Here is a 13,625-nt window from a genome sequence, read left to right as displayed (position 1 = left end):
TCCGGTATCTGGAAAGAAGTCCGGTATCTGGAAACAATCTGTAAACTATATTTAAGGACACAAATAATGACTGAACATCAAACAGAAAACAACTCACCAAACAACAAAGACTGGTATTTATTCTATGGTGATGGACAAGATCATCATATTAATATCAAACAAAAACTCAAATCTCCTCCACCTTGGCGAAAATTTTTAGAAATTCAACAGGAGGACTTACCAGCAATTCAAGAACGATGGCAAAAAATTCAACAATTAGCTAACTCTCCCGAAAATGAACGAGGTCAAGAAAAGGGTAAAAAATTTCGCGTTTCTAGTCAATTAACCTCAGCAAATAATGATAGTGATGAAGAGGAAACTAGTATTAATAATATTAATAAAATTACAGTTCTAGATGCCGTTAATGCTGCTATCTTGTTACGAAGACCACTGTTAGTAACAGGAAATCCTGGATCCGGTAAAACTTCCTTAGCTTATGCGATCGCTCATGAATTAAAATTAGGAACTGTACTCAGTTGGCCTATTACTTCCCGTTCTACTCTCCAAGATGGATTATATGCTTATGATGCGATCGCCCGACTTCAAGATTCTCAATTAATTATAGATCCAGAAAAGAAAAAACTTCTTGATATTGGTAATTATATTACATTAGGACCATTGGGTACAGCATTTTTACCATCTAATTATCCTAGGGTTTTACTAATTGATGAAATTGATAAAAGTGACATCAATTTACCCAATGATTTATTACATCTATTTGAAGAAGGTAAATTTTCCATTCCTGAGTTAGTCCGTTGGGCTGATACTGCTAATATAGAAACATCTAAAATAGAAGAAAAAGAAGAAAAACAAGGAGAAACTGTTAAACCTGTAACAGTACGTACAGAAGATCCAGATATTAAAGCCACAATTAAAGCAGGTAGAGTACATTGTGCAGAATTTCCCATTATTATTATGACCAGTAATGGAGAAAGAGACTTTCCTCCCGCATTTGTGCGGCGCTGTTTACGGGTAAGAATGCCTGATCCTGATCCTGAATCTTTAAAAGAGATCATTAAATCTCATTTTGATGATGACAGTTATCAAAACATGAAAGAAACAATAGATAAGCTCATAACAGACTTTAGAGAAAAAGAAGCAACAGAAAGGGCAACAGATCAATTATTAAATGCTATTTATATGAGAAATAACCTCAATCCTGAATCTTTTACTGAAGATATACAAAACTTATTGTTTAAATCTTTATCTGACACCGATGAACAGTAAATTTACCTTTCTTACCTCTTTAACCCTCTCCTAAGAAAAGACCATAGTATAGTAGGGTGTGTTAGCGATAGCGTAACGCACCAATAAATCGCTATTAAGCTGTTGTGCATTTAACTTGAATAATTAATACAAGCAAGATGCTTGTGCTACTGTAACTTTAGGTTTTTTTAATTATACAGTGAGTGCTGCACATTAGCTTATCAAAGGTTAATTAACGGTTAATTAACATTACAAACTTAGTTGTAAAATACCCTAAAATACTCTAAAATATAAATAATAGAGGTAAATAATCAAAAGATTTTAAAACCATGAATGCGCAATTTGACCAATTCATCACCACATTAGAAAAAGAATTAAATCTGACTGGTACAGAAATTGCCGAAGTTCTTTGGTTAGCACAACAAACTTGTACTCCTATTTCTGTGGAAAAAAAACCAAATTCATCGCTAGAAACTAATAAAGATAATCCCAATAATCAATCTGAAAATACACCTCCACAAATCCCAAACAAGCCCCAAAAACCTGAACAAATGAGAGGTAACAGTGAACAAGAACCTCCTCCTCCAGTTCCAGTTGCTGTGATTACTAAATCGCCAAATGACTATCCTGATAGTGGTTTGTCAATCAATATTCCTGATGTTTCCTCCCTTCCCTATCCCCGAAAAATTGCTAAAGCACTACATCCTTTAATTCAATATATCGCCTACGGTAAACCAGTATTATTAAATGAAAAAGCCACCGTTGAACTGATGGCAGAATTAAATGGTATTTGTATTCCTATACTTCAACAAAGAACAGAATTAAAATTTGATTTAGTATTTGTTATAGATAAAAGTGATTCTATGATTTTTTGGCAACGTATCATCAAAGAATTACAACAAATTCTTAAACATTATGGTATATTTCGCCATATTCAAACCTTGGGTATTTCTCAAGATAAGGGAAATATTTATTTAAAACAAGAAATAGGTAAAAAAATAGGTAAGAAAATATATTCTCCTCAAAAATTAATTGATCCTAGTGGTCATAGAATTATCTTCATAGTTAGTGATTGTGTGAGCGAAATTTGGCGCAATGGTACAGCTTTTAATCTATTTAACATTTGGGGAAAATATAATACTGTGGCTATTGTGCAAATGTTACCCGAAAGAATGTGGTTAAGAACTGCGTTAAGTTCTGGGGCAATGGTACAATTAAATATTGCCAATTCTCTGGCTAATTCTGCCAATAATACAGTCGCTAATCGTAATTTATCTATTAAAAAAATTTTAATTTGGGATGATATTAATTTTCATAAATCTATTAAAGTTCCTGTATTTAGTCTCACACCAGATTCCATAGAAACTTGGGGTAAAATGATTATAGGAAAAGGAACTACTGGCGCTGGTGGTTTTGCCTTTCCAGATTCAGATATAATTAAACAACAAACACAGACAGAAGAAAATGAATTAGAAAATGAATTAGAAAATATATCTCCAATAACCAATCAACAGCGAGTATATCAATTTCGCATGAGTTCTTCACCATTAGCCAGGAATTTAGCCAGTTTATTAGCATCTGCACCTGTAATTAACTTACCAATAGTGCGATTAATTCAAAAAAATTTCCTACCTCAATCAGAAAAATTAGTTCATATCATAGCTGAAGTATTTTTAGGAGGAATCTTAAAACCTACTCAAGAAATTACGCCAGGTAAACATCCAGATGACATCGAATATCGCTTTGTTAATGAAGAAGTCAGAGATATTTTCCTGAAAGACAGTTTGCGAATTACTTCTCTGGAAATAGTTGATAAAATTTCTGAATATATTGCCAAAAAACTAGGAGAAAGTGTCAAAGAATTTCAGGCTTTATTGAAAAATCCACAGGAATTAAAACATATCCAACAAGAGAAAAATCTTTCAGGGTTAAATTTTGAATATTTTGCTACTATCACTACCAAAGTTTTAAAAAGATTGGGAGGCCAGTATCGCACATTGGCTAACGAACTGGAAAAGGCTTGGAAGGTAACACCAATTACCTTAGAAGAATTTTCATTTACCACTGCCACTATTTTAACTACCAAGACGTTTGATTTTGAAGTCGCTACCATAGAACCGGAAAAACCACTCTTTGGCATGGGAAAGACACAATTAAACATAAAACGTCAACCACAAAAAGCAGAGTATTTCCCAGAAGAATTAGGCGATAATCTCACCTTAGCAATGGTGTCTATTCCCGGTGGTACTTTCATGATGGGTTCACCCAAAGAGCAAGATAGTTATGATAGTGAACGTCCCCAGCATTCCGTCACAGTACCACCCTTCTTGATGGGTAAATATCCAATTACCCAAGCACAATGGCGATTTGTGGCACAATTACCCCAAATAAACCGACAACTAGAACTAGATCCATCTGCATTTAAAGGGGATAATCGCCCTGTAGAGCAAGTTTCCTGGTATGATGCCGTAGAGTTTTGTTTACGTCTTTCTCAATATACAGACAGACCCTACAGCTTACCTAGTGAAGCACAATGGGAGTATGCTTGTCGAGCAGGTACAACCACACCGTTTCACTTTGGGGAGACAATTACCACAGATTTAGCTAATTATGATGGGAATTACACTTATGGAAATGGAGTTAAAGGAGTTTACAGAGAAAAAACAACAGAAGTAGGGTCTTTTAAAGTAGCCAACAACTTTGGATTATACGATATGCACGGGAATGTATGGGAATGGTGTTTAGATGATTGGCATAATAACTATGAAGGATCGCCAACAGATGGTAGGCCATGGTTTGACGACAATACTACTCTATTTGACAAGACTAAAACTGCTGTAGTGCGTGGTGGTTCTTGGAACGACATTCCTGTCATCTGCCGTTCTGCGTCTCGCAACCCTGATGTTAGGGCGGGGCGCGGCCACTTCGACAACTATATCGGTTTTCGTGTTGTGTGTGGGGTGGGGAGGACTTTGTAGCCCTTTATACTTTTGCCTTTTTGCCCTTTGCACTTGTTCTTTTTTACTTTCTTGAGCGTAGTGAAACGGAGCGGTTGAAAAATTTTTTTTATCTTTTGATTTTTTTGAACTAAGCTGTTGTGCCTTTAAATTGAATAATTAATACAAGCAAGATGCTTGTGCTACTGTAACTTCAGGTTTTTTAATTATACAGTGAGTGCTGCACATTAGCTTACTAAAATTATTACAAAGTTTTCTAAATTAATTCATCTTGATACTTTTAGATAAAAAAGCTGGACAAATAGCTGGTATAATTAAGGCTGATTTAGCTAGTATTGTTATGCTAATAAGTTACTATGATGTGCAAAGTGCGCAAATTGCATTAGTAATCTTTAGTAAGCCATAATACAAAAGAATTTTCCACCATTATTGATTCTGTCAAGAAAATTACAATAAACTTAACTATTTTTACTAATTTTTGTAAAAGAATAGAAAACTTTCTCAATATTTGCACAGATAATTAACAGTTACAGATATGATCACTGTACAAATTACAGATAATGTTAGGTAAAAAATGTCTACCAAAAACCTGATTTTTACGATTTTACTAGTGTTTATTCCTATTTCCTTAGCCGCACACTTTTTGGAATGGGGAGAATTAATAGTTTTTATTACAGCAGCCCTAGCTATATTACCCCTAGCGGCTTGGATGGGAGAAGCTACAGAAGAAATAGCTGTTGTAGTTGGTCCAATTTTAGGTGGATTTTTAAACGCCACTTTTGGTAATGCGACAGAATTAATTATTGCTTTAGTTGCTTTAAGGGCAGGTTTAATTGATGTTGTCAAAGCTAGTATTACCGGATCCATTATTGGTAACTTATTGTTGGTAATGGGTCTTTCGATGCTTTTAGGAGGGTTAAAATATAAAGAGCAGAGTTTTGAGTCTGTAGTGGCGAGAGTAAATGCTTCTTCAATGAATTTAGCGGTAATTGCTATTTTGTTACCTACAGCGATGAATTATACTTCTATGGGAATTAGTGAAACAACCATACAAAATCTTTCTGTAGCAGTGGCTGTAGTGTTAATTTTAGTTTATGGCTTGACTTTGCTATTTTCTATGAAAACTCATGCTTATTTGTATGATGTTGGTGTAGCAGATGTGGAGGAAGAAGAAAGTCGTGAAAAACCAAATCTTTTTTTATGGATAGGTGTACTTTTAGTTTGTACTCTACTAGTTGCTTTTGAATCAGAGCTATTAGTTGATACCCTAGAAGTAGCCACATCAAAATTAGGTTTAACAGCATTATTTACCGGGGTAATTTTAGTACCTATTATTGGTAATGCGGCAGAACACGCAACGGCTGTAACAGTTGCTATGAAAGATAAAATGGATCTTTCTTTATCTGTAGCTGTGGGTTCAAGTATGCAAATTGCTCTATTTGTTGCTCCTGTGTTAGTAATAGCGGGTTGGTTTATGGGTAAACCAATGGATTTAGGTTTTCAACCTTTTGAATTAGTGGCCGTAGCTGTGGCTGTGTTAATTGCTAATAGTATTAGTTCCGATGGAAAATCTAATTGGTTGGAAGGAACTTTATTGTTAGCAGCTTATATGGTATTGGGTTTTGCTTTTTACTTCCATCCAGTTGTTAATTAGACATAGGAGTGAAAATGAATGTAGAGACAATTAATTCATCAATTGTCCCTAGAAGGGGTTTCAAATCACCTGTCTGCCGACAGGCAGACGGACATTGAATTACCACCAGATATCTATTAGCTATCAGCTTTCAACTTTCAGAATTTTGAATGCCATTCTGGCTGGCGGTTGCAGGAGTTTAGCACTATTAAACTCCTACTGAATACTGACAGCTGACTACTTACAAAATTTTGCTAAAATTTAAACTTCCTCAAGATAGATGAATAGATTAAATCGGTTATATAGTCTCATATAAGAGAAGTTTTGTAATATCAAACTTTTGAGGTGTGCATTGATTTTTATTTTGAGTTAAGTAGGGTATTATGTAGGTTAAATATGGTTAAATATGGTCAAATATAATGAATAAATAGGATTATTAATGACAGGTATACTCAGTTTAGCACCATCAAATTTACATCATTTTGTTCCAGAGTCAAAAAACTATATCCAGCAATTTAATCGTTTATCTTCTCAGTTCATTTCTACTTTGCCGATTACACCACCTGAGTTTATCAAAGTTGAGGAGAATAATGTAGATAATTTACCTAATTTAGCATTACGAAGGAATAAGATTTTTCAACAAGTCAACCAACAACAAATACAACAGATTGATTCAGGCTCATTTATGTTAGCTGATGCTGCTAATGTACCAATAAATGAAAATCCATCTGTAAAACTAGCTACTAGATATTCTCCAGTTAAATCGGAAAATATGCCTGTTTTGGGGTTTGGTAGTTCAGGAATATCTGTAAGAGTTTTACAAAGATTGTTATTATCTAATGGCTATGGAGTTGCTGTAGATGGTGTTTTTGGACCTGTGACAGAAGTAGCAGTTAAGGCTTTTCAGAATCGTCATAGTTTATCGGCCGATGGTATTGTTGGCCATAAAACTTGGTGGAAATTAACAAGTTAAGCTAATGTGCAGCACTCACTGTATAATTAAAAAACCTGAAGTTACAGTAGCACAAGCATCTTGCTTGTATTAATTATTCAAGTTAAAGGCACAACAGCTTAATAGCGGTTAACTATCAGCTATCAGTGAATTGGTAGGATGCGTCAGACTTATAAATAACGTCAATAAGCAGATTATTAATATCTGACGCACTCTACTAGGAAGACTATCTTCGCACCATATTCATATCCAAGGTATATAATCCTATTTGATGAGGTACTCTGACAAATCTTCCTGTGCGATGACCTCTGGATAATTCATTTAGGACTTTATTTTTCACCTCTCTGATTTCTAATTCGTCTAATTTGCCATAAATACCATTAACTATTTCATTAACATTGAAAACTTTGCCAGGGTTGTTTTCTAAAAATAATGTCAGTGCATCAATTAAAAACTGACCTTGAAATTGTGGTAACATGGGTACAGTTTTTGATTGATTTCTGGTGAAATGTTTGGGAGTTTTGGTTTTTACTCCCTTGGATAAACCTTTCTGATGAATGGGACCCAGGGCTGTTAGATCTATGGTATAACATCCTGGTTCATTGGGAATTGCTGACCAATAACCACTTTCTCTACCTTGGGTTAATGATGATTGAACTCTACCTTTAACAACTTTGAAAATGGTAGGCTCTAAATCACCATAGAGCGATCGCACAATAAAGTCTATGTGACAAACTGTACCCAGATATTCCCGCAACAGTTTTTTTAAGGCTTCCATGCGACTCATATTTTGATACTCATTTAACATGGGAACTTCTTCCCCCCTGAGTAAATGATGTCTTTGTCGTTGATAGAATTGTAGTTTTTCTATCTTGTCTATTTGTTCTACTTCTGCTAATTTTTCTGTATGTTCAGCATTGATAGAAATATTATTTATCACTGCTGATTTTACAGAATTTACATAACCTTCCGAGGTATAATGAGAAGATAAAAATGCTAGAGATTCTTCAGAAACCGCCGGAAGCTGTGATAATTTTTGGTGATCATCATAGGACCAACTAGATAGTAAAGATTCCACATGGGCTAGTTGCGATCGCGCCTCTAAAAACAGACTTTGATACTTTTGAGTCAGACTCCCATAGTAATCTCTTAACTCTAAAAGTGGAGTAATAAAAACATCCGGTGGTGCTTGTAATTGTCCTGGAGAATTCATAATATTGCCATCAAATTGAATTACTGTTAATTACTGCAAATCTGTATCATTCATGTAAATCATCGGTCTTGGTTTAGCCATTTTTGATGATTGAACTGATTTTTTTGGAGGTTGGGGAGGACGACAACTTTCACAATACAAAGGTCTTGTACCGAAAGTTTCTCTTTTTGTCGCCTGATTGCACTCTTTACAAACGAAATTAAAAATGCGCGTGTGAATCAGTCTTTTGTGCGCTCTGACGGTATATTCCCGAACATCAATCAATTTGGTAGCCATAGTTAATAATTAAAATCTCAATCCTCTTAATATAACTATTCAAGCAAATAAAACTGTATCAGTATGTGTTTTTCTATAACTTTTCTAAAAATCAACAAAAATCCTATCCAAATCCATAATACAGAAGTTTCCTTCTTAGATGTTATCGGATATCCCCAACTTTGATCAGAAATCAGGGATATGATATATTATTATTAAACTATGAATACAATGGTTTTCTTTGCATCCATCTTGAGAATTATAATAGACATAGAAGTGAAAATGAATGTAGGGACAATTCATGAATTGTCCCTAGAAGGGGTTTCAAATCACCTGTCTGCCGACAGGCAGGCGGACATTGAATTACCACCAGACATCTAATAGGTGATTGGTGATTGATGACAGAATTAAAAGTTATAATTAATACTCTGCTCATAAGGTGTATCAAATGGGATCATCTAGTAAGATTATCTAGTAATAACTTACAGATTTTCGAGATTTGATACACCTTCACAGATATTACAACCGCGCAGTTTGTTAACTACAAACTAACCAACAAACTAACTAAGTCTAACCTTCACAGCTTTGGTTTTTGCCGATTCAGCTTTTGGTATAGTTAAAGACAAAATACCATTTTTATATTCTGCTCTAACTCGATCATTTTCTACTACAGAAGGTAGACTAATAATTCGTTGGAATTTACCATAACGAAATTCTGAACGACTTAAACCTTCTTCTTCTGTGGTAGTTTCTGATTTACGTTCACCACTAATAGAAACTGATTCAGTGGTTACTTCCACACTAATATCTTTTGGTTCTAAACCAGGTATTTCTACTTTCAAAAGTACACTATCATCAGTTTCTTCTATTTCCGCAGCAGGAATAAAACCTAGTCCTAAATCTCCACCTCCATCAGTAGGTAGTAATCTTTCAAATAAACGGTTCATTTGTCGTTGGAGTATATCCATTTCTCTAAATGGTTCCCAACTTTCGATTTCCCGGAATGGTTGCCAACGTACAAGTGTCATATTTACCTCCACGAAAACATACTATTGAACTGGAGAAGACTAAATTTAGACTACACTTCAAGTATCTGAATTGGTAAACAATGATCTACTGGTTAAAAATTTATACTCTTCTTACAATTTCACTCTTTGAAGCCTAATATAATAGCTTCCTACTATCAACATAACACTAAAATCTCAATTGATCATAATTCCATCAAGTTCGGTTTTATGTACTATAAAATCGCAATATCCGTATAGTGGGAAAAATACATCTTTCAGAAGTAAGATAATAGGTGATAGGTGGTAAATAGCAGATACTCTATACAATTACTCAAAGTTTCCTCTAGTATAGTGATAAAAAAGTTATGAACAAATACCTGGGTAGTGATAAGATGTAGTTCTGACGATGTGATGTACATTTTTAGATATACAGCACTTTTGGAGTAAATGAGGTACACCAATTTGAGAAGGTAAGCTAATGTGCAGCACTCACTGTATAATTAAAAAACCTGAAGTTACAGTAGCACAAGCATCTTGCTTGTATTAATTATTCAAGTTAAAGGCACAACAGCTTAGTTTTAAAAATTGAAGTCCAATCTGTGACTGTACCTCATACACCTCAAACCTGCTGTAATTTGAGGATTTTGTACTTAGCATGGCAACTGTTGCATTATTCAGGTTGTTCTTGAGAATATTGACTAACTAATTGGCCAATTTCTGGGTTATAAAGTCGCAGATAATTCCAATAATTACCAAATACTTGACGGACATAGTTTTTAGTTTCATCAAAGGGAATTTCTTCTACAAAATCATCAGGATCTTGTTTAGGAATAGTTTGTAACCATTTGGCTACATTACCAGGACCTGCATTATAACTAGCGATCGCTAACATAGAATTATTAGCATATTGTTGATGAGTATAATCTAAATACCAAGTTCCCAACATAATATTATCTTGGGGGTTTTCTAGGTTAATTTTTTTAAAGTCCGTGTTAATTTGTGGTGCTATCCAGGCACCAGTGGCAGGCATAATTTGCATTAAACCTGTTGCCCCAACTACTGATTTAATTTTCGGTTGAAAACGGGATTCTTGACGGATTAAAGCTGTAACTAATAAAGGGTTAAGTTTTCTCGTGATAGACCATTGTTGAATATCTTGAGTATAGGGGAAAGGATAACGGGCTTGCCAATAGGTGATTTTTTTACTTAAAGCATGATATTCTTCTTTTTCTGCGGGTATTGTGCGATCTTCTAACTTAGAAATTTTATCAATACCAATTAAATATTCTCCCTTAACTAATTGCATTAAACCATCTGTAAATTGTTCGCCAACTCTGGGTTTATTTCTATTAGTAAATTCTGCCTGCCATTGTAACCAAGCATCTCGATCTTGACCTAATAAATATAGTTCCTTAAAAGTTTCTGATCCTGCTGTTGGTAGAGGTCTTTGAGGGATAATTATTTGTGGATTTAGGAAACGCACAGTTTGGAAATCACCCACATTTAAACCTAAAATACTAGCAGATCGCCAAGCATAATAGGAGTGAGGAAATTCGCTGAGAACGTATTTATAAGCTGTAATTGCTTCCTGTTGTTTGCCTAATCTTGTAGCCCATTTAGCCACCCAAAAACTAGCTCTAGGGGCTAAAATACTATCAGGATTATTAGTAGCAATTGGTTGCGCCCATTGCCAGGCACTATTATAATCATTAGCCTTAGCTTTGGCTATGGCATTACGCCATCTATATTCTGCTGCTGCTTCAGAGGTATTGTATTTACCTAACAATAATTCCCAAGTTTCACTAGCACCTTTAGTATCTTTTAGCGATTCTTGTAATTTGCCTTTTTTCTCTAATGCTACTGGTGCTTGTTCAGGGAATTTATTAATAATTTGATTGAGATAGGTAATAGATGTTGCACCTTGAGACATTTCGGCTAATCTGAGTAAAGCTGTACCTGTTTCTGTAGCTGTGGGAAATTTTTGAATCAGTTGTTTGTAGACAGCGATCGCCTTATCTTGTTCCTTATTTAATTGAAAGCCTCGCCCAATTCTATAAATACTTTCTGCGGTTTTTGGAGCTTGAATATAGGCATCTTTAGCCTTAGTAAATTGATTATTTTCCCAATAAACTGAGCCTATTAATTGCCAGTCTTCTGGTGTTAAAGGTGGTTGTTTCACCAATTCATCTAAAATACCCACAATACCCGGATCATTAGCAGCATATTTAGCCAGAGTTAATCTTAATTTTGGTTGTTTAGGGTTATCTTGTAACCGTTTACGAATAATTTCCCAAGTCAGGGGATGGTAGGGAAATTTAGTAATAGCTATATCTTGTAATTTTGGTTGCCCAATTAAATATATGGCCTTGACAACTGCCGCCTCTTTGGGGTAGGTTTTTAATACCTTTTGTCGTAAATCAGAAGCCTGTGGTTTTTCTCCTAAAATATCATGAGCTTGAGCTTGTTTGAGCAAAATATAAGGAGCTAAGATAGGGTAATCATTTTCTAAACCTGTTAATAATTCTAAAGCCTTTTTACCTTGAGAAGTTTCTATATAATCACTTGCTAACAAATAACGCGCCCTTTGTCTGTCAGGAGAATTACCTTTTTCAGCAATTTCTGTGAGTTTTTGAAACCTTTCCGGTATAGATTGAGATACCAAAGGAAAGACAATTGATTTAGTTTTATGAGCTTCAGATAGCTTTTCTGGTTCACTTTGACTTAAATTTAACCATTCTCCCAAAGTTTTTCCTAATTGGGGGGCAGAAACCATTGCCCCAGCACAAAAAGCCAATAGTCCAGCACCAGCAAGCAAATAAATTTGTGTTTTTTGGAGTTTCTTCAGCATGGATAATCTATGGGAGTAGAGAGTCAAGGAAAAAAGTAGATCAGTACCTTAAATACTGTAACATTAGATAAACACTATTTTGCTAAATTTTACAATCATTGCCTAATGATTTCCGTCAAGTTTTGCTTGCTGGGATTTTTTAAGTAAGGTATGTTACAGTTTTAAGCTGTTGTGCTTTTAAGTTGAATAATTAATACAAGCAAGATGCTTGTGCTACTGTAACTTTAGGTTTTTTTAATTATACAGTGAGTGCTGCACATTAGCTTGGTCTAACACACTGGTAGCGATACATAGTTAACCATTCATCAGGCGATCCAGCAATTTTAGGTGATCATCTTATTATGGTAGGTTGGGTTGACGCAAGGAAACCCAACAACATTAAACTAAGATTAAAATATAGTCATGACTGATAAACCTCAAAATATCCAAGCAAAAATCAACCAGCAAGTTGAACTATTTATCAACACCTATCCCCAAGAATTAGAAACTAGAAAAAACTGGTATTCAAATATCGCACAAACATACAATTACATCAGACCATCCTATCCCCAGAACATCATCAACCAAGGTTTAAGCATTGCCAAATTACCAGAAAATGCCAATATCTTAGAAATCGGTTGTGGTCCTGGTATAGCAACATTACCCTATGCCAAATTAGGATTTAATATTTTAGCCTTAGAACCCAGTCTACCAGCTTGTGAAATAGCAAAACAAAATTTGGCAAATTATCCTCATGTTCAATTTTTACAAACAACCTTGGAAGAATTTACACCACAAAAAATTACAACGTTTGATGCTGTTTTAGCTGCAAATTCTTGGCATTGGTTAAACCCAGAAATTGTCTATAATAAAACTGCTGATCTTTTAAGAAATAACGGTATATTAATTTTATTATGGAATATGACACCTCAACTTAATTATCATCTATATCAAAATATAGAAGAAATTTATCAAATTTATGCCCCATCTTTAGCTAAATATGAAACAATTGAACATCAAAAACAAATAATAGCAAGTTGGAAAGAAAATACCCTAAAATCTGAAAAATTTACTCACTTAAATACACAAATAATTATCTATAAAAAAAATTACACTATTGATGATTATTTACTACTTTTAAGTACCTTTACACCTTATTTAAAACTCAATTCAGAAATCAGAAACTCCCTATTTATATCATTAAAAGCAAAAATAGAAACCTATTATCAAAGAAATATCGAAGTAACTTATGTTTCTGCCGGTCAACTATTTCAAAAAGTTATATAATAACAACATTACAGCAGTTTCTCTTATTATGAGGTATAGATATTAATGATAAAACCTTTGTAATACAGGCATCTTGCTGTGTTCATAGTGTACCTCATGTAGATGGAATGTGCTGTATTTCCAAAATATTAGAACCTACGCAAGTGTCACAGTAAAAAATCTGTTGAGTGGGTGCGTCAGATATCAACAATTTGGTTATTTATATGATTTATACTGTCTGAGGTGGTTGGTGAGCTTGTCGAACCACAC

The 13,625-nt window shown here is 34.4% G+C and carries 9 protein-coding genes; 5 read left to right on the top strand and 4 right to left on the bottom strand.

Annotated elements, in window-relative coordinates:
• Positions 1–66: 66 nt before the first annotated feature.
• From H6F32_RS13760 to H6F32_RS13745, 4 genes are all read left to right on the top strand, one after another.
• Positions 67–1,266 carry a MoxR family ATPase gene (locus tag H6F32_RS13760; protein ID WP_190369898.1) on the top strand — a complete coding sequence of 400 codons (1,200 nt, stop codon included), beginning with the start codon at positions 67–69 and terminating at the stop codon, positions 1,264–1,266.
• Positions 1,267–1,574: 308 nt separating this feature from the next.
• Positions 1,575–4,223 carry a formylglycine-generating enzyme family protein gene (locus tag H6F32_RS21100; protein WP_313926639.1) on the top strand — a complete coding sequence of 883 codons (2,649 nt, stop codon included), beginning with the start codon at positions 1,575–1,577 and terminating at the stop codon, positions 4,221–4,223.
• Between the two features lie 553 nt (positions 4,224–4,776).
• Positions 4,777–5,856 (top strand): calcium/proton exchanger, encoded by a 1,080-nt coding sequence (gene cax, locus H6F32_RS13750; protein ID WP_190369897.1) that lies wholly within the window; start codon positions 4,777–4,779, stop codon positions 5,854–5,856.
• Positions 5,857–6,274: 418 nt separating this feature from the next.
• The gene (locus H6F32_RS13745; RefSeq protein ID WP_190369896.1) at positions 6,275–6,808 is read left to right on the top strand and encodes a peptidoglycan-binding protein; all 534 of its coding nucleotides are present in this window, start codon (positions 6,275–6,277) and stop codon (positions 6,806–6,808) included.
• A gap of 205 nt (positions 6,809–7,013) precedes the next feature.
• Here the strand turns inward: H6F32_RS13745 and H6F32_RS13740 are convergent, their stop codons facing one another.
• The 4 genes from H6F32_RS13740 to H6F32_RS13725 all read right to left on the bottom strand — a co-directional run bounded on the left by H6F32_RS13740 (position 7,014) and on the right by H6F32_RS13725 (position 12,110).
• A complete protein-coding gene (locus H6F32_RS13740) occupies positions 7,014–8,000 on the bottom strand; it encodes a hypothetical protein (protein WP_190369895.1) in 987 nt (328 codons plus the stop codon).
• 30 nt (positions 8,001–8,030) lie between these two features.
• Positions 8,031–8,276, bottom strand: coding sequence for a hypothetical protein (locus H6F32_RS13735; RefSeq protein WP_190369894.1), 246 nt, complete (start codon positions 8,274–8,276; stop codon positions 8,031–8,033).
• A 539-nt stretch (positions 8,277–8,815) separates the two neighbouring features.
• The gene (locus tag H6F32_RS13730; protein ID WP_190369893.1) at positions 8,816–9,283 is read right to left on the bottom strand and encodes an Hsp20/alpha crystallin family protein; all 468 of its coding nucleotides are present in this window, start codon (positions 9,281–9,283) and stop codon (positions 8,816–8,818) included.
• A gap of 649 nt (positions 9,284–9,932) precedes the next feature.
• Positions 9,933–12,110 (bottom strand): transglycosylase SLT domain-containing protein, encoded by a 2,178-nt coding sequence (locus tag H6F32_RS13725; protein ID WP_190369892.1) that lies wholly within the window; start codon positions 12,108–12,110, stop codon positions 9,933–9,935.
• 402 nt (positions 12,111–12,512) lie between these two features.
• Here H6F32_RS13725 and H6F32_RS13720 point away from each other — a divergent pair, with 402 nt between their 5' ends.
• Positions 12,513–13,376: a class I SAM-dependent methyltransferase gene (locus H6F32_RS13720; RefSeq protein WP_190369891.1), complete on the top strand. Its 864-nt coding sequence runs from the start codon at positions 12,513–12,515 to the stop codon at positions 13,374–13,376.
• The last annotated feature ends 249 nt before the right edge of the window (positions 13,377–13,625 follow it).

Origin of the sequence: Anabaena sp. FACHB-1237 (assembly GCF_014696225.1) — a bacterium.
Classification (GTDB): Bacteria; Cyanobacteriota; Cyanobacteriia; order Cyanobacteriales; family Nostocaceae; genus FACHB-1237.
Note: the sequence above shows the minus strand (reverse complement) of the source record. Positions and strands in the feature narration are given on the sequence as shown.

Bases quoted from the DNA above. Each gene is read 5' to 3' on its own strand.
- H6F32_RS13720 (WP_190369891.1), top strand. From the start codon at position 12,513: ATGACTGATAAACCTCAAAATATCCAAGCAAAAATCAACCAGCAAGTT.
- H6F32_RS13730 (WP_190369893.1), bottom strand. From the start codon at position 9,283: ATGACACTTGTACGTTGGCAACCATTCCGGGAAATCGAAAGTTGGGAA.
- H6F32_RS13745 (WP_190369896.1), top strand. From the start codon at position 6,275: ATGACAGGTATACTCAGTTTAGCACCATCAAATTTACATCATTTTGTT.
- H6F32_RS13725 (WP_190369892.1), bottom strand. From the start codon at position 12,110: ATGCTGAAGAAACTCCAAAAAACACAAATTTATTTGCTTGCTGGTGCT.
- H6F32_RS13735 (WP_190369894.1), bottom strand. From the start codon at position 8,276: ATGGCTACCAAATTGATTGATGTTCGGGAATATACCGTCAGAGCGCAC.
- cax (WP_190369897.1), top strand. From the start codon at position 4,777: ATGTCTACCAAAAACCTGATTTTTACGATTTTACTAGTGTTTATTCCT.
- H6F32_RS13760 (WP_190369898.1), top strand. From the start codon at position 67: ATGACTGAACATCAAACAGAAAACAACTCACCAAACAACAAAGACTGG.
- H6F32_RS21100 (WP_313926639.1), top strand. From the start codon at position 1,575: ATGAATGCGCAATTTGACCAATTCATCACCACATTAGAAAAAGAATTA.
- H6F32_RS13740 (WP_190369895.1), bottom strand. From the start codon at position 8,000: ATGAATTCTCCAGGACAATTACAAGCACCACCGGATGTTTTTATTACT.